The sequence below is a fragment of the Enterobacter sp. 296B2 genome (genome assembly GCF_034106185.1).
Lineage (GTDB): Bacteria > Pseudomonadota > Gammaproteobacteria > Enterobacterales > Enterobacteriaceae > Enterobacter > Enterobacter cloacae_N.
Genome location: NZ_JAWNCA010000011.1, coordinates 86,504 through 108,859, shown reverse-complemented (window position 1 = coordinate 108,859; position 22,356 = coordinate 86,504). Strand labels below are relative to the sequence as shown.

Genomic DNA, 22,356 nt, shown 5'->3' with positions numbered 1-22,356 from the left:
CGAGGTGACCCATGTTTAAATCGATCTTCGCCGTGGCGCTGGTTCTTGTAGCAACGTTTGCCCAGGCTGACCGCATCCGCGATCTCACCAGCGTTCAGGGCGTCCGCCAGAACTCGCTGATTGGCTATGGCCTGGTGGTGGGGCTGGACGGTACCGGTGACCAAACGACCCAGACGCCGTTTACCACCCAAAGCTTGAACAACATGCTTTCCCAGCTCGGCATTACCGTGCCGGCAGGAACCAACATGCAGCTGAAAAACGTGGCCGCGGTAATGGTCACTGCCTCTTACCCGGCGTTTGCGCGCCAGGGGCAGACCATTGACGTGGTGGTCTCCTCAATGGGTAATGCCAAAAGCCTGCGCGGCGGTACGCTGCTGATGACCCCGCTGAAAGGCGTCGACAGCCAGGTCTATGCTCTGGCGCAGGGTAACATTCTGGTTGGCGGTGCGGGTGCATCGGCAGGCGGAAGCAGCGTGCAGGTGAACCAGTTGAACGGCGGACGTATTACCAACGGCGCGATCATCGAGCGTGAGTTGCCGACCCAGTTTGGCGCAGGCAACACCATCAACCTGCAGCTGAATAATGAAGACTTCACGATGGCGCAGCAGATTGCCGACACCATCAACCGCAGCTATGGCAATGCCACGGCGCTGGATGCGCGTACCGTGCAGATCCGCACCTCTACCGGCAGCAGCAACCAGGTGCGCATGCTGGCGGATATCCAGAATCTGGAAGTGAACGTGCCGGTGCAGGATGCCAAAGTGATCATCAACTCCCGTACGGGCTCCGTGGTGATGAACCGGGAAGTGTCGCTGGATAGCTGCGCCGTGGCGCAGGGTAACCTGTCGGTGACGGTTAACCGTTCTGCCAACGTCAGCCAGCCGGATACGCCATTTGGTGGCGGCCAGACGGTGGTGACGCCACAAACGCAGATTGATTTACGCCAGAGCGGCGGCTCTCTGCAGAGCGTGCGCTCCAGCGCCAACCTGAACAGCGTGGTGCGTGCCCTGAACGCGCTGGGCGCGACGCCGATGGATCTGATGTCCATTCTGCAATCCATGCAAAGCGCGGGCTGCCTGCGCGCCAAACTGGAAATCATCTGATGCTGACCGATAGCAAACTGTTGACCAGTGCCGCCTGGGACGCCCAGTCGCTCAACGAACTGAAAACCAAAGCAGGTAAAGACCCGGCGGCGAATATCCGCCCGGTCGCCCGCCAGGTAGAGGGGATGTTTGTCCAGATGATGCTGAAAAGCATGCGCGAAACCCTGCCGAAAGACGGGATGTTCAGCAGCGATTCAACGCGTCTTTACACCAGCATGTATGACCAGCAGATTGCGCAGCAGATGACCGCCGGTAAAGGCCTCGGTCTGGCTGACATGATTGTCAAACAGACCGCCGCCGCACAGGGTGTTCAGCCAGAAGAGCAGCCGCAGCAGGTGCCGATGAAGTTCGATCTGGAAACGGTGACCAGTTATCAGAACCAGGCGCTGACGCAGATGGTGCGTAAAGCGATACCGAAGGCAACGGGCAGCGGCGACGAGGCGCTCTCCGGTGACAGCAAAGACTTCCTGGCGCAGCTATCTCTGCCTGCGCGACTGGCCAGTGAACAGAGCGGCGTGCCTCACCATCTTATTCTCGCCCAGGCCGCGCTGGAGTCGGGCTGGGGCCAGCGCCAGATCCGCAAGGAAAACGGCGACCCGAGCTTTAACATCTTCGGCGTGAAGGCCACCTCCAGCTGGAAAGGGCCGACCACGGAGATCACCACCACCGAATACGAGAACGGTGCGGCGGTGAAGGTGAAAGCGAAATTCCGCGTTTACAGCTCTTATCTGGAAGCACTGTCCGATTATGTCGGGCTGCTGAGTCGAAATCCGCGTTACACCGCCGTTACGCAGGCGGCGACGGCGGAGCAGGGCGCGCAGGCCCTGCAAAACGCGGGCTACGCGACCGACCCGAACTACGCGCGCAAGCTTACCAGCATGATCCAGCAGCTGAAATCCATGGGCGAGAAAGTCAGCAAAGCCTATAGCGCAGATATTGAAAATCTGTTCTGAAAGTTCTCAAGTCCCGGTGGAGGTTGCCGATAACCTTCATCAGGACTCGTGTCTGAACGTATAAAAGGAACCCCCATGTCCAGTTTGATTAACAGCGCCATGAGTGGCCTCAGTGCCGCGCAGTCGGCACTCAATACCGTCAGTAATAATATTTCAAGCTACAACGTGGCAGGTTACACCCGCCAGACGACGGTGCTGGGTGCATCTAACAGCACGCTGACCGGCGGTGGCTGGGTGGGTAACGGGGTGTATGTCTCCGGTGTCCAGCGTGAATATGACGCTTTTATCACCAACCAGCTTCGCGCCGCGCAGACGCAGAGCAGCGGCCTGACCACACGCTATCAGCAGATGTCAAAAATTGACGATGTGCTCTCCGATACTACCAACTCGCTTTCCACCACCCTGCAGGATTTCTTTAAAAGCCTGCAAACGCTGGTGAGCAACGCGGAAGACCCGGCTGCGCGTCAGACGGTGCTGGGAAAAGCGGGCGGCCTGGTCAATCAGTTCAAAACTAACGATCAGTATCTCCGCGATCAGGATACGCAAGTCAATACCGCAATTGCGACCAGCGTTTCGCAGATCAACAACTACGCCAAACAGATTGCCAATCTGAACGATCAGATTTCCCGCCTCACCGGCGTCGGCGCGGGCGCATCGCCTAACGATCTGCTCGACCAGCGCGATCAGCTTGTCAATGAGCTGAACAAAATCGTGGGCGTGGAAGTCTCTGTTCAGGATAGCGGCACGTTTAACATCTCTTTCGGCAACGGCTACAGCCTGGTGCAGGGCAGCAAAGCTAACCAGCTGGCGGCCGTGAAGTCCAGCGCCGATCCTTCCCGTACCACTATCGCCTACGTCGATGAGGTTGCGGGCAATGTCGAGATCCCGGAAAAGATGGTTACCACCGGCTCGTTAGGCGGCTTGCTGACGTTCCGCGCTGAAGATCTGGATAAGGCCCGTAACACTCTGAACCAGATGGCGCTGGCGTTTGCTGACGCGATGAACAAACAGCATGAGGCCGGCTTTGATGCCAACGGCGATGCGGGCGGCAAGCTGTTCGGCTTTGGTTCTCCGGCTGTGCTTTCTAACAGCAAAAATAGCGGTTCGGCGGTCGTCAATGCCACCGTTGCGGACAGCACCAAAGTTCAGGCAACGGACTATAAGCTGCAGTTTAACGGTACCGACTGGACCATTACCCGTACCTCGGACAAGACCAGCTTTACAATGAGCCCGGATGCCAGCGGCAATCTGTCGTTTGATGGTCTCAACGTGAACGTCAGCGGTTCGGCAAACGCTAAAGACAGTTTTACCGTGAAGCCTGTGTCCGACGTCATCATGAATATGGAACTGTCCATCAGCGACGAGTCCAAACTGGCCATGGCCGCGGTGCAGAACGGCGGTGAGAGCGACAACCGCAACGGGCAGAAAATGCTCGATCTGCAAAACAGTAAAGTGGTTGGCGGAAACAAAACCTTCAACGATGCCTATGCCTCACTGGTCAGCACCGTGGGTAGCACCACCGCTTCACTGAAAGTAAGCAGCCAGACGAAAGCCAACGTGGAAACGCAGTTAATCAAGCAGCAGCAGACCATCTCCGGGGTAAACCTTGACGAAGAGTATGGCAACCTGCAGCGTTATCAGCAGTATTACCTCGCCAACGCGCAGGTGCTTCAGACTGCCAGTACGCTCTTCGATGCAATTATCAACATTCGTTAAGGTTGAGGTGAAAAATGCGTATTAGCACCCAGATGATGTACGAACAGAACATGCGCGGGATCACCGATTCCCAGAGCAGATGGCTGAGCTACGGTGAGCAGATGTCCACCGGCAAACGCGTTAATCGTCCGTCGGACGATCCTATCGCGGCTTCGCAGTCTATTGTTCTGTCGCAATCTCAGTCACAAAACAGCCAGTTCGCGTTAGCGCGCACCTTTGCCACGCAAAAAGTGTCGCTGGAAGACAACGTGCTGACCCAGGTGAACACCGCGTTATCAAGCGTGCGTGAGAAGCTGGTCTACGCGTCAAACGGCACCTTAAGCGATGACGACCGTCTCTCTCTGGCGACCGATATCCAGGGGATCCGCGACCAGCTCATGAACCTGGCTAACACGACGGATGGCAATGGTCGCTTTATCTTTGCGGGTTACAAAACCGAGAGCGCACCGTTTGATGCCGCAACCGGCACCTACAATGGCGGCACTGAGGCGATCACCCAGCAGGTTGATACGGCGCGAAACATGGCAATCAGCCATACCGGCCAGCAGATTTTCGAAAGCATTACCAGCAATGCGCAAGAGCTGCCGGGCGGAGGCTATGGCGAAACAAACATGTTTAAAATCCTTGATTCCGCCATTGCTTCGCTGAAGACGCCGATTGAAAACGATCCGGCCGCGGCTGCCGCACAAAGCCAGACAATTTCCAACGCGCAGATCGGTATTAAAAACGCGCAGAACAACGTCCTGACGGTCGTTGCGGATGTCGGCACCAAGATGAACGAACTGGAAAAACTCGATACCCTTGGTGACGACCGCGCGCTGGGCCAGACTAAGCAGATGAGTGATTTGGTGGACGTGGACTGGAATGAAGCGATTTCCTCTTACACCATGCAGCAGGCGGCCCTGCAGGCCTCTTATAAAGCGTTTAGCGATATGCAGGGCATGTCTCTGTTCCAGCTGAACAAATAACATCTTGACCTCTTGGAACATGTCTTGAAACTGGGCATGTTTTAGTGCCCAATCCGTCTGGATTGGGCATTTTTTTTATGCCATTTCTGCTGGTGCTGAGGCGACGCGCGCGCTTTCAATCAGGCGGATTGCCAGCGCAATGATGCCGCAGACCGTTGCCAGCGCGACCACACCCGTCCAGCCAGCCAGCGTGTAGATATTGCTGCCTAACGCGGAACCCAACGCCATGCCGATAAAGATCACGGTAAAGAGCAGGGCGTTCAGGCGGCCACGAGCCTGCGGCTCAAGGCTGTAGACCAGGTTCTGGTGCGCGACCAGGCTGGACTGCAGGCCCAGATCGAACCCGATGGCAGAGACGGCAATCAGAATCAGCTGTCCGTGAACCCCCAGAGCAGGCATCAGGAACATCAGGGCAAACGAGACGGTCACAAGGATTGCGCCAAGCTGCGTCACTTTCCCGGCACCCAGTTTATCCGCCAGGCCGCCCGCCAGCGGTGCGGCTAATGCACCGGCAGCACCTGCAATACCAAAACCACCGGCGACGGCACTGCCGAGGTGATAGCGTTCCAGCAGCATGACTGCAAGCGTTGACCAGAAGGCGCTAAAGGCAATCGACAGAAAACCCTGGGCCAGCGCCGCACGGCGCAGAGCGGGATAACGACGCCACAGATGTTCCATCGAGCGCATCAGTGCGGGATAGCTCAGCGTGGAGTGAATAGCGAAACGAGGGAGCACGGCCCACATCACCACCCCGATAAACGCAATACTTGCCGCAGCCAGCTGGTACATCACGCGCCAGCCAAACGCTTCGCCCACCACGCCGCTGACGGTTCTGGAGAGCAAAATGCCCAGCAGCAGACCGGTCATCACCGTACCGACGGTTTTTCCCTGTTTACCTTCCGGCGCAAGAATCGCCGCTGCCGGGACAATATCCTGCGCCATGGTGGCGGCCATGCCGATGAGCAGACTTGCCAGCAGCAGGGAGTGGATCTGTCCGGTCAGGCTACAGCCCAGGAGAAACAACGCCAGCGCCGCACTCTTTATCAGGATTAACGTTCTGCGGTCGTGGCGATCGCCGAGCGGCAGCAGGAACAGGATCCCTAAGGCGTATCCCGCCTGGGTGAGCGTCGGGACCAGGCCCATTCCTTCGATACTCAGGTGAAGGTCAGCGCCCATCAGGGGCAGCAGCGGCTGGGCATAATAGATGGAAGCCACGCTGAAGCCTGCGCCGAGCGCCAGCATTAAGATGACCCAGCGGCTTACGGCATGGGCGGCAGTTGTTGTGTTCATAAGACGTTCCTCATTCATCGTGTGAGGCTATTTTTTATCAGTACGCCTTGCGACGGTAGCGGGTGCGGTGGTAAAACGCTTATACGTTGAACGTATAAATGAAAATAAGATGAAAAGAACTGAGCGTATAGACAGGGTGGAGCTAATGCGGACGTTTGTCCGCATTGTGGAGGCAGGGTCACTCTCTGCGGCGGCACGGCAGCTGGACACAACCCAGGCCACGGTGAGCAGGCGGCTGCAGTCGCTTGAGACAATGCTGGGCGTGCGCCTGATGTTGCGAACGACCCACACGACGCGGCTCACGGATGACGGCGAGCGCTGTTATCAGCACGCCCGTCGGGTGATTGACAGCTGGCTGGCGCTGGAAGATGAGGTGGGACAGACGGAAGATGAACCTGTAGGCGTGCTGCGGGTGCGGGCACCGCACGCGTTTGGTCAGGATCAGCTCCTGAAACCGCTAACCGAGTTTTTGCAGCGTTACCCGCAACTTTCGATTGAGTGGATGCTCAACGATCGGTCGGCTGATTTCCTGGGCGACAACCTTGACTGTGCTATTCGGGTGGGAATGGAAGTCGATCCGGCGACCGTATCCGTGCTGCTGGCCGAAGTGCCGCGTTCGGTGGTGGCTTCTCCGGCACTGCTGGACCGTTTTCCGACGGTTAATACGCCGGAGGATCTGCAGCAGCTGCCGTGGATTGCTATCAGCTCTTTCTACCAGCGCCATGTGGAGCTCTTTCACGAGGCATCATCCGCTACCGCGCGAGTGAATATTACCCCACGCCTCAGTACCGACAGCCTGTATGTCGCACGCAATACGGCACTCACCGGGCTTGGCGTGGCGGTCGTATCCAGCTGGACGGTTCAGGACGATATTCGGGAAGGGCGGCTGGTGCATTTACTGCCAGAGTGGCAGCCGGCGGCGTTACCGGTGCATCTGGTTTACCCCTGGTCCCGCTATTATCCGGCGCGCTTGCGGCGATTTCTGGAACTGATGCGGCAGATCATGCCGGAGGTCACCGGGATGAGAAAGCCCGTGCAGCAGGCATAAAAAAGCCGACCCGAAGGTCGGCTTTTTACTTTCTGTGTCGTTATTCGACAGACTGCGGACGCGTCGCCGGTGCAGTCGCCTGATGCGTTGCACTGTGGCCGCCTGCAGCGCCTTTACCGTCGAAGCTGAACGCCGGGCGAACCCAGTCGCTGTGGCGCGGGGCTTCAGGCACATACTCTGGTGCCGGAGCACGCGTCATTGGCGCTGTCGCAACGTGAGCTGGCGCAGGCGCGGCAACAACCTTAACCGGCTCAGGCTTCACTTCAGGCGCTTTCACTTCTTCGACAACCGGCTCAACCTGAATCTCAACGTCCTGAACGACTTCTTCAGTGGTGGTTTCGACGAGGGTTTCAGCGGCTTCTTCTACCGCGGCTACAGGTTCAGCCTCTTCAGCGACTTCCTCAGCCACCACGACATCCTCTTCAGCGATAATCTGCGGTGCGGCATCAACCGGCGCGGCAATCACTTCAGGGTGGGTGGTTTCGACGTCCACTGCGTGTGGTTCTGCCGCTTCAACAACCTGAGGTTCAACCACGGTTGCTGCTTCGGTCACCGCGTCTTCAACCGGTGCTACAGGGGCAATTACCTCTTCGGTCACAGTCTGTTCTTCAACAGCTTGCTCCAGGCGAGCGACCGGGTAACGGATCCAGACTTTGCCGGATGCCATTTCTGGCGACGCGCACGCCACGGTCAACGGCATTGGAGACTGAGTCGGGTAACGCTCGTCACGATAGCGACGACGACGCTGGCCGCTGACGCGCAGATGACGTGGAGAACGGCGGGAGCGACGCGGCATACCTGCGTTGTCACGGTTTTCACCGTTTTCATCCTGCTCAACGTTATTGTCCACGGCGGCTGGCAGGTCAACTTTTGCAACCTGAGTACCTGTTGCGGTTTCTGCCGCTTCAGCCGCCACAACTGCAGTTTCTTCTACCGGAGCCGCACCGATGCGCACTTTCTGCGCCAGCTGGCGCTGCTTACGACGTGGCATAACCTGAGTACGTTCTTCCTGCTCGACGTCCTGCTGCTCAGCAGGCTCTTCCCGGTTCAGGTTTTTAACTTCCTGCTGCGCCTGACGCTTCTCGTCGTTACGACGACGGTTGCGTTCGCGGCGTGGCTGCTGCTCGTCGCGCTGTTTGCTCTTCTCGGACTCATCGCCCGCCTGCTGGCGAATTTCACGATCTTCAACATTCTGCTGCTGTTTCTCGCGACGGTTGCGACGGTTGTCTTCGCGCGGCTCACGGCCTTCGTTGTTATCTGAACGGCTGTCGCGACGCTCGTTACGGTCGCTGCGGTCGTTACGATCGCGGCGGTTGTTCTGACGTTTGCGACGGTCCTGCTGACGCTCAGGTTTGGCTGCTTTTGGTTCTTCCTTCGGCTGCTCTGGCTGAACGTCTTCACCCGCAAACATCTTCTTCAGCGCGCCGAAGAAGCGGCTCAGCAGACCCGGTTGCGCCGGCTGGGCCTTCGCGGCCGCGGCTTCTGGTTTCTGCGCTGCAGGCTTGGCCGCCGGTTTTTCCAGGGCTGCTTCCGGTGGAGCTTCAGGCATGATGAAGGTCGCTAACGCTGGCTGCTCTGGCAGTTTGCGCTCTGCGGGTTCTTCATCGGAAGGCAGCGCCATCTCTTCTTCATGCAGCTTCGGCAGCAGGTAGCTGAGGGTGCTGGTCTCTTCGCCTTTACGGACACGCAGCACGTGATAGTGCGGGGTTTCCATCTGATCGTTCGGTACGATGATGCAGCGAACGCCGCCCTGACGCGCTTCAATCGCACTGACAGCTGCACGTTTTTCGTTCAGCAGGTAGGAGGCGATTGGCACAGGCACAATGGCGTGAACCTCTTTGGTATTCTCTTTCAGCGCTTCTTCTTCAATCAGACGCAGGATAGAGAGAGACAGCGATTCGTTGTCACGCACGGTACCGGTGCCGGAACAGCGCGGGCAGACGTGATGGCTGGACTCACCCAGCGACGGGCTCAGACGCTGGCGGGACATCTCCAGCAGGCCAAAGCGCGAGATATGGCTAATCTGGATACGCGCGCGATCCTGACGCACCGCTTCACGCAGGCGGTTTTCAACCGCACGCTGGTGGCGAACAGGGGTCATGTCGATGAAGTCGATAACAATCAGACCGCCCAGGTCGCGCAGGCGAAGCTGGCGGGCGATTTCATCAGCGGCTTCAAGGTTGGTGTTGAAGGCCGTCTCTTCGATGTCGCCGCCGCGGGTTGCACGCGCGGAGTTGATGTCGATAGCGGTCAGCGCTTCCGTGGTATCGATGACGATAGAACCGCCGGACGGCAGGCGCACTTCACGCTGGAAGGCGGACTCGATCTGAGATTCGATCTGATAGTGGCTGAACAGCGGGATTTCACCGGTGTACAGCTTGATTTTGCTGGTGAAATCCGGACGACCCAGCGCGGCGATGTGCTGGCGAGCCAGCTCAAGCACTTTCGGGTTATCGATCAGAATCTCACCGATGTCCTGACGCAGGTAGTCACGGAAGGCACGCACGATAACGTTGCTTTCCTGGTGAATCAGGAACGGAGCAGGGCGGCTTTCAGCGGCTTTCTGGATCGCTTCCCAGTGCTTCAGACGGAAGCTCAGGTCCCACTGCAGCGCTTCGGCTGATTTGCCGACGCCTGCGGTGCGTACGATAAGTCCCATGCCGTCCGGCAGTTCGAGACTTGCCAGAGCTTCTTTCAGCTCGGTACGGTCATCACCTTCGATACGGCGAGAGATGCCACCCGCACGCGGGTTGTTTGGCATCAGCACCAGATAGCTCCCCGCCAGGCTGATAAAGGTGGTCAGTGCGGCACCTTTGTTGCCACGCTCTTCTTTATCAATCTGTACGATAACTTCCTGACCTTCACGCAGAACATCTTTGATGTTTGGGCGGCCATGGGCGTTGTAGTTTGCAGGGAAATATTCGCGAGCGATTTCTTTCAGAGGGAGGAAACCATGACGCTCAGCACCGTAGTCGACAAATGCAGCTTCAAGGCTTGGTTCAATGCGGGTGATTTTACCTTTGTAAATGTTCGCTTTTTTCTGTTCGTGTCCAGGACTTTCGATATCCAGATCGTACAGGCGCTGCCCATCCACAAGGGCGACACGCAACTCTTCTTGCTGAGTTGCGTTGATTAACATTCTTTTCATCGTAACTTACTCGTTATTCTTACATTGACGACAAAGCTGCGGGCAAGGTGACGCTTTCCGGGGTATGAACCGATGGCCTCGTGTCTGTTCACGTCGCCAACCTCACGGTTGTCGCTCGCTTAAGAGGCGCAGAGTGTCGGTTGCCTGTGTTTCATACGGAAACACAGCGCAATTATCAGGGGAATTGCCTGGGTAGAACTCTCCAGAGAACAATCCTTATACCGGGAAGTACTGCAACCCGCAGCCCGCTAACTGCCTGAAAGATCAATACGTCTTACGCCATTGCTGCGTTGATGATCGGTCAGACAAAATTGGTCATTCCGTCGACATCCTTACAAAACCCGGATTTAACGCGGAAAACAGCCTCATTATTCCACTGCTCGCCAGGTTATAGCAAGATGACTTTTACCAATTATCACCCGGTTACTCACAGTTTCTTCACCTCAAGGTGGTGATTGGTTTAATAACCACCAAATCGATTGCGTGAAACAGGGCGCAGGCCGGATAAAAGTAAATATAAGCATAGAAAAATGAGTGGCGCTAATGGCTGACGATATTTAGAATCGCCAACCATGAAAACAGAGACTCCAGCCGTAAAAATGGTTGCTATCGCGGATGACTACGCGGGGCAACGTATCGATAACTTCTTGCGCACCCAACTGAAGGGTGTGCCAAAGAGTATGATTTACCGCATCCTGCGTAAGGGCGAGGTGCGGGTGAACAAAAAACGCGTGAAGCCTGAGTATAAGCTCGAAGCGGGCGATGAAGTGCGTATTCCACCGGTGCGCGTGGCAGAACGCGAAGAAGAGGTGGTTTCTCCTAAGCTGCAAAAAGTCGCGGCCCTGAGCGATGTTATCCTTTATGAGGACGATCATATTCTGGTGCTCAATAAGCCATCGGGTACCGCCGTCCACGGTGGTAGCGGTCTGAGCTTCGGCGTGATTGAAGGGTTACGTGCGCTGCGTCCGGAAGCCCGTTTCCTCGAACTGGTTCACCGTCTGGACCGTGATACCTCAGGCGTGCTGCTGGTAGCGAAAAAGCGTTCTGCGCTGCGTTCCCTGCACGAGCAGCTGCGCGAGAAGGGAATGCAGAAAGATTATCTGGCGCTGGTGCGTGGTCAGTGGCAGTCCCACGTGAAGGTGGTGCAGGCGCCGCTGCTGAAGAACATTCTGCAAAGCGGCGAGCGCATTGTCCGCGTGAGCCAGGAAGGGAAACCGTCTGAGACGCGCTTTAAGGTTGAAGAGCGCTATGAGTTTGCCACGCTGGTGCGCTGCAGTCCGGTGACGGGACGTACTCACCAGATTCGCGTCCATACGCAGTTTGCGGGCCATCCGATTGCGTTTGATGATCGCTACGGCGACCGCGAATTTGATAAACAGCTGGCGGGCACGGGGCTGTCGCGTCTGTTCCTGCATGCGGCCGCGCTAAAGTTTACCCATCCTAATACCGGTGAAATTATCCGTATTGAAGCGCCGCTGGATGAGCAGTTGAAACGCTGCCTGAAGGTTCTGCGCGGCTAAGGTAAAAGCAAAACGGCAACGAAGTTGTCGTTTTTAATGTTTGCACCCTCTCCCTGTGGGAGAGGGCCGGGGTGAGGGCATCAGGCCGCAACGCTCACGCCGTCAGCGGATTACACTCTTCACGCCTTAACATCTGGCACAAGGCAATCAGCGGCAATCCCACCAGTGTGTTCGGATCCCGACCGTCCAGCTTGTCGAACAGCGCAATCCCCAGTCCTTCACTTTTAAAGCTCCCCGCACAGTTCAGTGGACGTTCCCGGCGCACGTAGTCCGTAATCTCCTGCTCGCTTAAATGGCGGAAGTGCACGTCGAACGGCTCGCATTCGGTTTGCAGATGGTCGGAGGCGGAGTTATAGAGCGCCAGGCCCGTATAAAAGGTCACGATACTGCCACGCGCGCGCAGAAGCTGCTGGCAGGCGTTCTCTTCCGTATGGGGCTTGCCGGTGATTTCGCCATCCAGCACGCAAACCTGATCGGAGCCTATAATCAGATGTGCAGGATAACGTGCGGCCAGCGATTGTGCTTTCTCCTTCGCAAGACGCGTCACCAGATGACGCGGCGACTCGCCCGGCTGCGGCGTCTCATCAACGTCCGGCGCGGCGCATTCAAACGGGATCCCGAGCTTTTCCAGCAGCATTCGACGGTAGGGGGACGTGGAAGCAAGTACGAGATTTGGCATATTTTTATCACCAGATATAGCGTATCGATGCCAGCCATTTTAAACTACAGGCCGCAATGTGTGCGAATAATTGGCAAAAGGCAGCTCTGGTTGCCTTTTTCTTTGACTCTATGACGTTACAAAGTTAATATGCGCGCCCTATGCAAAAGGTAAAATTACCCCTGACTCTTGATCCGGTTCGTACGGCTCAAAAACGCCTCGATTACGAAGGTATCTATACTTCCGATCAGGCCGAGCGTATTGCCGAATCTGTAGTCAGTGTGGACAGTGATGTAGAATGCTCCATGTCGTTCGCTATCGACAACCAGCGTCTCGCCGTTTTAACCGGTGATGCGAAGGTAACGGTAACGCTCGAGTGTCAGCGTTGCGGGAAACCGTTTGTACAGCATGTTCACACAACGTATTGTTTCAGTCCGGTTCGTTCTGACGAACAGGCTGAAGCACTCCCGGAAGCGTACGAGCCGATTGAGGTTAACGAATTCGGTGAAATCGATCTTCTGGCTCTGGTTGAAGATGAAATCATCCTCTCCTTGCCAGTAGTTCCGGTGCATGATTCTGAACACTGTGAAGTGTCCGAGGCGGACATGGTCTTTGGGGAACTGCCTGATGAAGCGCAAAAACCAAACCCATTTGCCGTATTAGCCAGCTTAAAGCGTAAGTAATTGAGGAGTAAGGTCCATGGCCGTACAACAGAATAAACCAACCCGTTCCAAACGTGGCATGCGTCGTTCCCATGACGCGCTGACCGCAGTTACCAGCCTGTCTGTAGACAAGACTTCTGGTGAGAAACACCTGCGTCACCACATCACCGCTGACGGTTTCTACCGCGGCCGCAAGGTTATCACTAAGTAATCACGCGTCAGCGTGATTAGGCTTAGTGAGGATTTCCCCGTGCAAACGGGGAAGTTACCGAACCAGGCTGCGACGATACCTTGACACGTCTAACCCTGGCGTTAGATGTCATGGGGGGAGATTTCGGCCCTTCCGTGACAGTGCCTGCAGCATTGCAGGCACTGAATTCTAATTCGCAACTCACACTTCTTTTAGTCGGCAATCCCGACACAATCACGCCATTACTTGCAAAAGCTGACTTTGAACAACGTTCGCGTCTGCAGATTATTCCTGCGCAGTCAGTTATTGCCAGTGATGCCCGGCCCTCGCAGGCGATTCGCAATAGCCGCGGCAGTTCTATGCGCACCGCGTTGGAACTGGTAAAAGAAGGGCGAGCGCAGGCTTGCGTCAGTGCCGGCAATACCGGCGCGCTGATGGGGCTGTCGAAATTACTGCTCAAGCCGATTGAGGGCATTGAGCGACCGGCGCTGGTGACGGTGTTACCGCATCAGCAGAAGGGAAAGACGGTGGTGCTCGATTTGGGCGCTAACGTGGATTGTGATAGTACCATGCTGGCTCAGTTCGCCGTGATGGGGTCGGTGCTGGCAGAAGACGTGGTCGGGATTAGCAATCCCCGCGTTGCGTTATTGAATATTGGTGAAGAAGAGACCAAAGGCCTGGACAGCATTCGCGAAGCTGCTGAAATGCTCAAACAGGTTCCCTCCATCAACTATATTGGATATCTCGAAGCCAATGAGTTGCTGACGGGAAAAACGGATGTTCTGGTGTGCGATGGCTTCACCGGAAACGTAACGTTGAAGACCATGGAAGGGGTCGTGCGCATGTTCCTTTCTCTGCTGAAATCTCAGGGAGAAGGCAAAAAAAGCGCCTGGTGGTTGATTTTATTGAAGCGTTGGTTACAAAAGAGCCTGACGCGGCGATTCAGTCACCTCAACCCCGACCAGTATAATGGCGCCTGTCTGTTAGGATTGCGCGGCATCGTGATTAAGAGTCATGGCGCCGCCAATCAGCGAGCATTTTCTGTCGCCATTGAACAGGCAGTGCAGGCGGTGCAGCGACAAGTCCCTCAGCGGATTGCCGCTCGCCTGGAATCTGTATTAGCTAAAAGTGACTGAGCGTACATGTATACGAAGATTTTAGGTACCGGCAGCTACCTGCCAAAACAAGTGCGTACCAACGCCGATCTGGAAAAAATGGTAGATACGTCTGACGAGTGGATTGTCACGCGCACAGGTATCCGCGAACGTCGTATCGCCGCGCCAGACGAAACCGTATCCACTATGGGTTACGAAGCCGCACAGCGCGCTATCGAAATGGCGGGTATCGATAAAGAAGAGATTGGCTTGATCGTGGTTGCCACGACGTCTGCCACGCATGCTTTCCCAAGCGCGGCGTGTCAGGTGCAGAACATGCTCGGCATTAAAGGCTGCCCGGCGTTTGACGTCGCTGCCGCGTGCGCTGGCTTCACCTATGCCCTGAGCGTTGCCGATCAGTACGTGAAATCCGGTGCCGTTAAATATGCGTTGGTAATCGGTGCTGACGTGCTGGCGCGCACCTGCGATCCAACCGATCGTGGAACGATCATTATTTTCGGTGATGGTGCTGGTGCGGTGCTGCTGGGGCAGTCCGAAGAGCCGGGTATCATCTCTACGCATCTGCATGCCGATGGCAGCTATGGCGAACTGCTGACCCTGCCTAACGCCGATCGCGTTAATCCGGACAACTCGATTTACCTGACCATGGCAGGGAACGAGGTGTTCAAGGTTGCGGTGACAGAGCTTGCACACATCGTTGATGAAACGCTGGAAGCGAATAACCTTGAGCGTTCCGCGCTTGACTGGCTGGTACCGCATCAGGCGAACCTGCGTATCATCAGTGCGACCGCCAAAAAGCTGGGCATGTCGATGGATAACGTTGTGGTGACGCTGGATCGTCACGGCAACACCTCTGCGGCGTCGGTACCGTGCGCATTTGATGAAGCGGTACGCGACGGACGAATCAAACGGGGCCAGCTGGTCTTGCTTGAAGCCTTCGGTGGCGGGTTCACCTGGGGTTCCGCGCTGGTTCGTTTCTAGGATAAGGAATAAAAAATGACGCAATTTGCTTTTGTGTTCCCGGGCCAGGGTTCTCAAACCGTTGGGATGTTGTCTGAAATGGCAGCAAACTACCCGGTCATTGAAGAGACTTTTCGTGAAGCTTCTGATGCGCTGGGTTATGATCTGTGGGCACTGACCCAACAGGGGCCGGCCGAAGAGCTGAACAAAACCTGGCAGACTCAGCCAGCGCTGCTGACCGCGTCCGTTGCGCTGTGGCGAGTATGGCAGCAGCAGGGTGGTAAAGCGCCAACGCTGCTTGCGGGTCACAGCCTGGGTGAATACTCTGCGCTGGTGTGCGCCGGTGTGATCGCGTTTGCTGACGCGGTGCGCCTGGTAGAACTGCGTGGTAAGTTCATGCAGGAAGCGGTGCCAGAGGGTACCGGCGGCATGTCTGCCATTATTGGTCTGGATGATGCCGCGATTGCAAAAGCGTGTGAAGAATCCGCTGAAGGTCAGGTGGTTTCTCCGGTTAACTTCAACTCGCCGGGCCAGGTCGTTATCGCTGGTCATAAAGAAGCGGTTGAACGTGCCGGCGCTGCCTGTAAAGCCGCTGGCGCGAAACGCGCGCTGCCTCTGCCGGTCAGCGTACCGTCTCACTGTGCGCTGATGAAGCCCGCCGCTGAGAAACTGGCGGCTGAGCTGGAAAAAATTACCTTTAACGCACCGACGATTTCCGTTGTGAACAACGTCGATGTGAAATGCGAAACCGCGCCGGAGGCTATCCGTGACGCACTGGTTCGCCAGCTCTACAGCCCTGTACAGTGGACCAAAACCGTTGAGTTTATGGCCTCTCAGGGCGTTGAGCACCTGTATGAAGTCGGCCCTGGTAAAGTCCTCACCGGTCTGACAAAACGTATTGTTGACACCCTGACTGCCTCGGCGATTAACGAGCCGGAAGCGATGTCAGCGGCACTCTCGCAATAAAAGAGGAATACCATGAGTTTTGAAGGAAAAATCGCCCTGGTGACTGGCGCAAGCCGCGGTATCGGGCGCGCAATTGCTGAAACACTGGTTGCGCGCGGCGCGAAGGTGATTGGTACAGCAACCAGCGAGAAGGGCGCTCAGGCCATCAGCGAGTATCTGGGTGCGAACGGTAAAGGTCTGGTACTGAATGTGACCGAACCTGCATCTATCGAATCTGTTCTGGAAAATATTCGCGCAGAGTTTGGCGAAGTGGATATTCTGGTCAATAATGCCGGGATCACACGCGACAACCTTCTGATGCGAATGAAAGATGATGAGTGGAACGATATTATCGAAACCAACCTGTCATCTGTATTCCGTCTGTCAAAAGCGGTAATGCGCGCTATGATGAAAAAGCGTCATGGTCGTATTATCACTGTTGGTTCTGTGGTTGGTACCATGGGAAATGCTGGTCAGGCTAACTACGCTGCGGCGAAAGCGGGTCTGATTGGTTTCAGTAAGTCGCTGGCGCGTGAAGTCGCGTCCCGCGGTATTACTGTAAACGTTGTTGCTCCGGGCTTTATTGAAACGGACATGACGCGTGCGCTGACTGATGATCAGCGTGCGGGTACGCTGGCGGCAGTTCCGGCGGGTCGTCTTGGCGACCCTAAAGAAATCGCCAGTGCGGTTGCATTTTTAGCCTCTGACGAAGCGGGTTACATCACTGGTGAGACCCTCCACGTCAACGGCGGGATGTACATGGTTTAATCACGATCGAAAATATTTGCGTTATTAGGGCAAATGGCCTCAAAATAACGTAAAATCGTGGTAAGACCTGCCGGGATTTAGTTGCAAATTTTTCAACATTTTATACACTACGAAAACCATCGCGAAAGCGAGTTTTGATAGGAAATTTAAGAGTATGAGCACTATCGAAGAACGCGTTAAGAAAATTATCGGCGAACAGCTGGGCGTTAAGCAGGAAGAAGTTGTGAACTCCGCTTCCTTCGTTGAAGACCTGGGCGCAGATTCTCTTGACACCGTTGAGCTGGTAATGGCTCTGGAAGAAGAGTTTGATACTGAGATTCCGGACGAAGAAGCTGAGAAAATCACCACCGTTCAGGCTGCCATTGATTACATCAACGGCCACCAGGCGTAAGTGAACATCTCCAGGCGGTCATTCGACCGCCTGAGTTTTATCTTTTTTAGTCCCACGAATCTCTTTTTTTATCCCTCCCTGGAGGACAAACGTGTCTAAGCGTCGTGTAGTTGTGACCGGACTTGGCATGTTGTCTCCTGTCGGCAATACCGTAGAGTCCACCTGGAAAGCTCTCCTTGCCGGTCAGAGCGGCATCAGCCTAATCGACCATTTCGATACTAGCGCCTATGCAACGAAATTTGCTGGCTTAGTAAAGGATTTTAACTGTGAAGAGATCATCTCGCGCAAAGAACAGCGCAAGATGGATGCCTTCATTCAATATGGAATTGTCGCTGGCGTTCAGGCCATGCAGGATTCTGGCCTTGAGATTACGGAAGAGAACGCAACCCGTATCGGCGCTGCTATCGGCTCCGGGATTGGCGGTCTTGGCCTGATTGAGGAAAACCATACATCACTGATGAATGGCGGACCGCGTAAGATCAGCCCGTTCTTCGTTCCGTCCACGATTGTTAACATGGTGGCAGGTCACCTGACCATTATGTTCGGCCTGCGTGGGCCAAGCATATCTATCGCTACCGCGTGTACGTCTGGCGTGCATAACATCGGCCAGGCCGCGCGTATTATTGCGTACGGCGATGCAGATGCTATGGTTGCGGGTGGTGCTGAAAAAGCCAGTACCCCATTGGGTGTCGGTGGTTTCGGCGCGGCGCGTGCGCTCTCTACCCGTAACGATAACCCTCAGGCGGCGAGCCGTCCGTGGGATAAAGACCGCGATGGTTTCGTGCTGGGTGACGGCGCAGGTATGCTCGTGCTGGAAGAGTACGAACATGCGAAAAAACGTGGCGCAAAAATTTATGCTGAAGTCGTTGGCTTCGGTATGAGCAGCGATGCTTACCACATGACCTCTCCTCCGGAGAACGGCGCGGGTGCTGCGCTGGCGATGGAAAACGCGATCCGTGATGCGGGTATTACCCCGGCGCAGATTGGCTACGTTAACGCGCACGGCACTTCTACGCCGGCAGGCGACAAAGCAGAAGCTCAGGCGGTTAAGTCTATCTTCGGCGAGGCTGCCAGCCGCGTAATGGTCAGCTCCACGAAATCCATGACCGGTCACCTGTTGGGTGCGGCGGGTGCAGTAGAGTCTATTTACTCTATCCTTGCGCTGCGCGATCAGGCTGTTCCGCCAACCATCAACCTGGATAACCCGGATGAAGGTTGCGATCTGGACTTCGTTCCGCACGAAGCGCGCCAGGTTAGCGGTATGGAGTACACCCTGTGTAACTCCTTCGGCTTTGGCGGCACGAATGGTTCTCTGATCTTCAAAAAGGTCTGAGCCTGACTGCCCGAAAGCTATAAAAAAAGGTCCGCTTGCCGGGCCTTTTTTATTAGGGAAAATCCCCTTGTCCGGCTTATAACATCCTGCCAGACTGAGCCTCCACGCATAAGGAGCCACCATGTTTTTAATTAATGGCCTTGAGCAAGAAACGCTGCCGGCAAGCGACAGGGCAATTCAGTTTGGCGATGGCTGTTTCACCACTGCGCGTATTCTTGACGGTGAGGTATGTCTGCCTGACGCCCACATTCGTCGTTTACAAAAAGCCTGCGAGAAATTGCTGATTCCCTTCATCCAGTGGGACATTCTCGAACGCGAGATGCGTCGGCTGGCGTCAGGCAAAACAAGCGGCGTCTTAAAAGTTATCATCAGCCGCGGCAGTGGCGGGCGAGGGTACAGCGGGTCCGCCTGTCAGCATCCCACGCGTATTCTTTCTGTTTCAGCTTATCCCGCTCACTATGCGCGCTGGCGTGAGGAGGGGGTGACCCTGACGCTGAGCCCGGTACGCCTGGGGCGAAACCCGATGCTCGCCGGAATAAAACATCTTAATCGCCTTGAACAGGTACTTATTCGTACTCATCTTGAACAGACGGACGCCGATGAGGCGCTAGTTCTTGACAGCGAAGGGTTCATTACGGAATGCTGTGCGGCTAATTTATTCTGGCGGAAGGGCCGCGACGTATTCACGCCTTCGCTGGAACAGGCTGGGGTTAACGGCATAATGCGCCAGTTTTGTTTGCAACAGCTGGCACGTGCGGGCTTTAACGGTGTCGAAGTACACGCAAAGGAAGAGGCGCTGCTGACCGCCGATGAGGTCGTTATCTGTAATGCGTTGATGCCTGTTATACCCGTCCGGGCATATGGGCAACAACGCTGGTCTTCGCGCGAGCTGTTTACGTTTTTAGCCCCGATATGTGAGCAAATCAGATAGTCATGAAGAAAATGTTGCGCTTTGTCCTTCTCCTGATCGTTGCGCTGGGTATCGCCGGTGGAGCGGGAGTATGGAAGGTTCGCCAGCTGGCGGACAGTAAAATCCTGATTAAAGACGAGACGATTTTTACCCTGAAAGCAGGTACCGGGCGGATGGCGCTGGGCGAGCAGCTTTACGGGGATAAAATTATCAACCGTCCACGCGTGTTCCAGTGGTTATTGCGTATTGAGCCTGAACTGTCTCACTTCAAGGCTGGCACCTATCGCTTTACGCCTGGCATGACCGTCAGAGAGATGCTACAGCTGCTGGAAAGTGGTAAAGAGGCACAGTTCCCGCTGCGTTTTGTCGAAGGGATGCGCCTGAGCGATTACCTTAAACAATTACGTGATGCGCCTTACATCAAGCATACGCTCAAAGATGACCGTTACGAGACGGTCGCCGAGGTGCTGAAATTTGAACATCCTGAGTGGGTAGAAGGCTGGTTCTGGCCTGACACCTGGATGTATACGGCAGGCACGACCGATGTGGCGATTCTTAAACGGGCACACAAAAAGATGGTTGCGGCGGTTGATTCCGCCTGGGAAGGGCGCATGGACGGGCTGCCTTATCAAGATCAAAACCAGTTTGTGACAATGGCCTCGATCATCGAGAAAGAGACGGCCGTTGCTGCCGAGCGCGATCGTGTCGCTTCGGTATTCATCAACCGTCTGCGAATCGGCATGCGTCTGCAAACCGACCCGACCGTCATCTACGGCATGGGCGAGAGCTACGCCGGCAAGATCTCCAGAAAAGATCTGGAAACGCCAACGGCGTATAATACTTACGTGATTAACGGTTTACCGCCGGGCCCGATAGCCACGCCGAGCGAGGCTTCGCTTAAAGCCGCCGCGCACCCGGCCAAAACTCCGTACCTCTATTTTGTGGCTGATGGAAAAGGGGGGCACACCTTTAACACCAACCTTGCCAGCCATAATCGCTCTGTTCAGGACTATCTGAAGGCACTTAAGGAAAAAAATGCGCAGTAAATACATTGTCATTGAGGGACTCGAAGGGGCGGGTAAAACCACAGCCCGCAACGTGGTGGTCGATACGCTGAAATCGCTTGGCATTTCCGACATGGTTTTCACCCGCGAGCCGGGCGGTACTCAGCTGGCGGAGAAACTGCGTAGCCTGGTGCTGGACATTAAATCCGTTGGCGACGAAGTTATCACTGACAAAGCCGAAGTGCTGATGTTTTACGCGGCTCGCGTCCAGCTGGTTGAGACCGTTATTCAACCTGCTCTGGCCGAAGGCAAGTGGGTGATTGGCGACCGTCACGATCTGTCGACTCAGGCCTATCAGGGCGGTGGGCGCGGTATTGACCAGACGATGCTGGCAACCCTGCGTGATGCCGTACTGGGGGATTTTCGCCCGGACCTGACGCTCTATCTGGATGTGACCCCGGAAGTGGGTCTCAAACGCGCCCGCGCGCGCGGCGAACTGGATCGCATTGAACAGGAGTCTTTCGACTTCTTTAACCGCACGCGCGCACGCTATCTTGAACTGGCCGCACAGGACAGTGCAATTCGTACCATTGATGCAACGCAATCTCTGGAAAACGTGACGCGAGATATCCGGCAGACCGTTACGCAGTGGCTACAGGAGCAGCAGGCATGAAATGGTATCCATGGTTGCGCCCGCACTTTGAACAGCTCATCGGCAGCTATCAGGCCGGGCGGGGGCATCATGCGCTACTGATTCAGGCGTTGCCGGGAATGGGGGATGATGCATTGATCTACGCCATCACCCGCTTCCTGATGTGCCAGCAGCCGGAAGGGTACAAAAGCTGCGGTAAATGCCGCGGCTGCCAGCTGATGCAGGCGGGCACGCATCCTGACTACTATACGCTTGAGCCTGAGAAGGGCAAAAGTGCGCTCGGTATTGATGCCGTGCGTGAAGTCAGCGAGAAACTGTATGAACATGCGCGACTGGGCGGGGCGAAGGTTGTCTGGCTCAACGACGCTGCGCTGCTCACCGAGGCGGCGGCGAACGCTCTGCTTAAAACCCTGGAAGAGCCGCCGGAAAAAACGTGGTTCTTCCTCTCATGCCGGGATCCGGGACGATTGCTGGCGACGCTGCGCAGCCGTTACCGCCTTCATCACCTGACGGTGCCCCAGGAATCGTGGGCGCTGAGCTGGCTGGAACGAGAGGTGACAACGTCACAGGAGAGCGCGCTGTCTGCGCTGCGCCTCAGCAGCGGCGCACCCGCGGCGGCGCTGGCGTTACTGCAGCCTGACGTCTGGTCGCAGCGAGAAGCGCTCTGCCGGGCTCTTGAGGCTTCACTTAACACCCAGGACTGGCTGAGTTTACTGCCTGCACTGAATAGCGATCGGGCCGTTGAGCGTCTGCACTGGCTGGCCTCCCTGCTTCTGGATGCGCTAAAAATCCAGCAAGGGGCAACGCTTCTGACTAACCCGGACGCGTGGCCCCTGGTGAACATGCTGGCGAGCTGCCTTACAGGCGCGTCTCTGCGCGCTATCCTTCATGATGTTTGCGAGAGCCGCGAACAGCTTTTAACCGTGACGGGTCTTAATCGCGAGCTTTTGCTGACAGACCAGCTGTTGCGTATTGAACATTACCTGCAACCAGGCGTTACGCCGCCTGTTTCCCATCTCTGA

The 22,356-nt window shown here is 56.0% G+C and carries 21 protein-coding genes; 18 read left to right on the top strand and 3 right to left on the bottom strand.

Annotated features, from left to right (window positions below):
• The first annotated feature begins 11 nt into the window (after positions 1–11).
• From URZ40_RS10805 to flgL, 4 genes are all read left to right on the top strand, one after another.
• A complete protein-coding gene (locus tag URZ40_RS10805) occupies positions 12–1,103 on the top strand; it encodes a flagellar basal body P-ring protein FlgI (RefSeq protein ID WP_045406630.1) in 1,092 nt (363 codons plus the stop codon).
• Positions 1,103–2,056 carry a flagellar assembly peptidoglycan hydrolase FlgJ gene (gene flgJ / locus URZ40_RS10800; RefSeq protein ID WP_045406628.1) on the top strand — a complete coding sequence of 318 codons (954 nt, stop codon included), beginning with the start codon at positions 1,103–1,105 and terminating at the stop codon, positions 2,054–2,056. The genes URZ40_RS10805 and flgJ overlap by 1 nt, the downstream gene beginning before the upstream one ends.
• Before the next feature lie 75 nt (positions 2,057–2,131).
• Positions 2,132–3,772: a flagellar hook-associated protein FlgK gene (flgK, locus tag URZ40_RS10795; RefSeq protein WP_116340680.1), complete on the top strand. Its 1,641-nt coding sequence runs from the start codon at positions 2,132–2,134 to the stop codon at positions 3,770–3,772.
• A 14-nt stretch (positions 3,773–3,786) separates the two neighbouring features.
• A complete protein-coding gene (flgL, locus tag URZ40_RS10790) occupies positions 3,787–4,740 on the top strand; it encodes a flagellar hook-associated protein FlgL (protein WP_116340678.1) in 954 nt (317 codons plus the stop codon).
• A gap of 75 nt (positions 4,741–4,815) precedes the next feature.
• Here the strand turns inward: flgL and URZ40_RS10785 are convergent, their stop codons facing one another.
• Positions 4,816–6,030 (bottom strand): MFS transporter, encoded by a 1,215-nt coding sequence (locus tag URZ40_RS10785; protein WP_320720519.1) that lies wholly within the window; start codon positions 6,028–6,030, stop codon positions 4,816–4,818.
• A gap of 145 nt (positions 6,031–6,175) precedes the next feature.
• Here URZ40_RS10785 and URZ40_RS10780 point away from each other — a divergent pair, with 145 nt between their 5' ends.
• Positions 6,176–7,078: a LysR family transcriptional regulator gene (locus URZ40_RS10780; protein ID WP_395312682.1), complete on the top strand. Its 903-nt coding sequence runs from the start codon at positions 6,176–6,178 to the stop codon at positions 7,076–7,078.
• Between the two features lie 40 nt (positions 7,079–7,118).
• Here URZ40_RS10780 and rne read toward each other — a convergent pair whose 3' ends face one another.
• A complete protein-coding gene (gene rne / locus URZ40_RS10775) occupies positions 7,119–10,226 on the bottom strand; it encodes a ribonuclease E (protein WP_320720518.1) in 3,108 nt (1,035 codons plus the stop codon).
• 572 nt (positions 10,227–10,798) lie between these two features.
• Between rne and rluC the strand changes: the two genes are divergently transcribed.
• On the top strand, positions 10,799–11,746 hold the full coding sequence (gene rluC / locus URZ40_RS10770) for a 23S rRNA pseudouridine(955/2504/2580) synthase RluC (protein ID WP_048999989.1): 948 nt from the start codon (positions 10,799–10,801) through the stop codon (positions 11,744–11,746).
• A 94-nt stretch (positions 11,747–11,840) separates the two neighbouring features.
• Here the strand turns inward: rluC and URZ40_RS10765 are convergent, their stop codons facing one another.
• Positions 11,841–12,425: a nucleoside triphosphate pyrophosphatase gene (locus URZ40_RS10765; RefSeq protein ID WP_320720517.1), complete on the bottom strand. Its 585-nt coding sequence runs from the start codon at positions 12,423–12,425 to the stop codon at positions 11,841–11,843.
• A gap of 140 nt (positions 12,426–12,565) precedes the next feature.
• Here URZ40_RS10765 and yceD point away from each other — a divergent pair, with 140 nt between their 5' ends.
• The 12 genes from yceD to holB all read left to right on the top strand — a co-directional run bounded on the left by yceD (position 12,566) and on the right by holB (position 22,356).
• Positions 12,566–13,087 carry a 23S rRNA accumulation protein YceD gene (gene yceD, locus URZ40_RS10760; RefSeq protein WP_021240759.1) on the top strand — a complete coding sequence of 174 codons (522 nt, stop codon included), beginning with the start codon at positions 12,566–12,568 and terminating at the stop codon, positions 13,085–13,087.
• Between the two features lie 16 nt (positions 13,088–13,103).
• Entirely contained in the window at positions 13,104–13,277 is a 174-nt protein-coding gene (rpmF, locus tag URZ40_RS10755) for a 50S ribosomal protein L32 (RefSeq protein WP_003857964.1), read from the top strand.
• Positions 13,278–13,357: 80 nt separating this feature from the next.
• Complete coding sequence (gene plsX / locus URZ40_RS10750; RefSeq protein WP_116340668.1) at positions 13,358–14,392, top strand: phosphate acyltransferase PlsX; 1,035 nt, start codon at positions 13,358–13,360, stop codon at positions 14,390–14,392.
• A 6-nt stretch (positions 14,393–14,398) separates the two neighbouring features.
• Positions 14,399–15,352, top strand: a complete 954-nt coding sequence (locus tag URZ40_RS10745; RefSeq protein ID WP_116340666.1) for a beta-ketoacyl-ACP synthase III — start codon at positions 14,399–14,401, stop codon at positions 15,350–15,352.
• Positions 15,353–15,367: 15 nt separating this feature from the next.
• A complete protein-coding gene (fabD, locus tag URZ40_RS10740) occupies positions 15,368–16,297 on the top strand; it encodes an ACP S-malonyltransferase (RefSeq protein WP_316378910.1) in 930 nt (309 codons plus the stop codon).
• Positions 16,298–16,309: 12 nt separating this feature from the next.
• Positions 16,310–17,044, top strand: a complete 735-nt coding sequence (fabG, locus tag URZ40_RS10735; protein ID WP_080327518.1) for a 3-oxoacyl-ACP reductase FabG — start codon at positions 16,310–16,312, stop codon at positions 17,042–17,044.
• 154 nt (positions 17,045–17,198) lie between these two features.
• Complete coding sequence (gene acpP, locus URZ40_RS10730; protein WP_003857954.1) at positions 17,199–17,435, top strand: acyl carrier protein; 237 nt, start codon at positions 17,199–17,201, stop codon at positions 17,433–17,435.
• Positions 17,436–17,526: 91 nt separating this feature from the next.
• Positions 17,527–18,768, top strand: a complete 1,242-nt coding sequence (fabF, locus tag URZ40_RS10725; protein WP_045630098.1) for a beta-ketoacyl-ACP synthase II — start codon at positions 17,527–17,529, stop codon at positions 18,766–18,768.
• Positions 18,769–18,889: 121 nt separating this feature from the next.
• Positions 18,890–19,699 (top strand): aminodeoxychorismate lyase, encoded by an 810-nt coding sequence (gene pabC / locus URZ40_RS10720; RefSeq protein ID WP_316378911.1) that lies wholly within the window; start codon positions 18,890–18,892, stop codon positions 19,697–19,699.
• Between the two features lie 2 nt (positions 19,700–19,701).
• Entirely contained in the window at positions 19,702–20,724 is a 1,023-nt protein-coding gene (yceG, locus tag URZ40_RS10715; RefSeq protein WP_116340660.1) for a cell division protein YceG, read from the top strand.
• Entirely contained in the window at positions 20,714–21,355 is a 642-nt protein-coding gene (gene tmk / locus URZ40_RS10710) for a dTMP kinase (RefSeq protein ID WP_320720516.1), read from the top strand. The genes yceG and tmk overlap by 11 nt, the downstream gene beginning before the upstream one ends.
• Positions 21,352–22,356 carry a DNA polymerase III subunit delta' gene (gene holB / locus URZ40_RS10705; RefSeq protein ID WP_320720515.1) on the top strand — a complete coding sequence of 335 codons (1,005 nt, stop codon included), beginning with the start codon at positions 21,352–21,354 and terminating at the stop codon, positions 22,354–22,356. The genes tmk and holB overlap by 4 nt, the downstream gene beginning before the upstream one ends.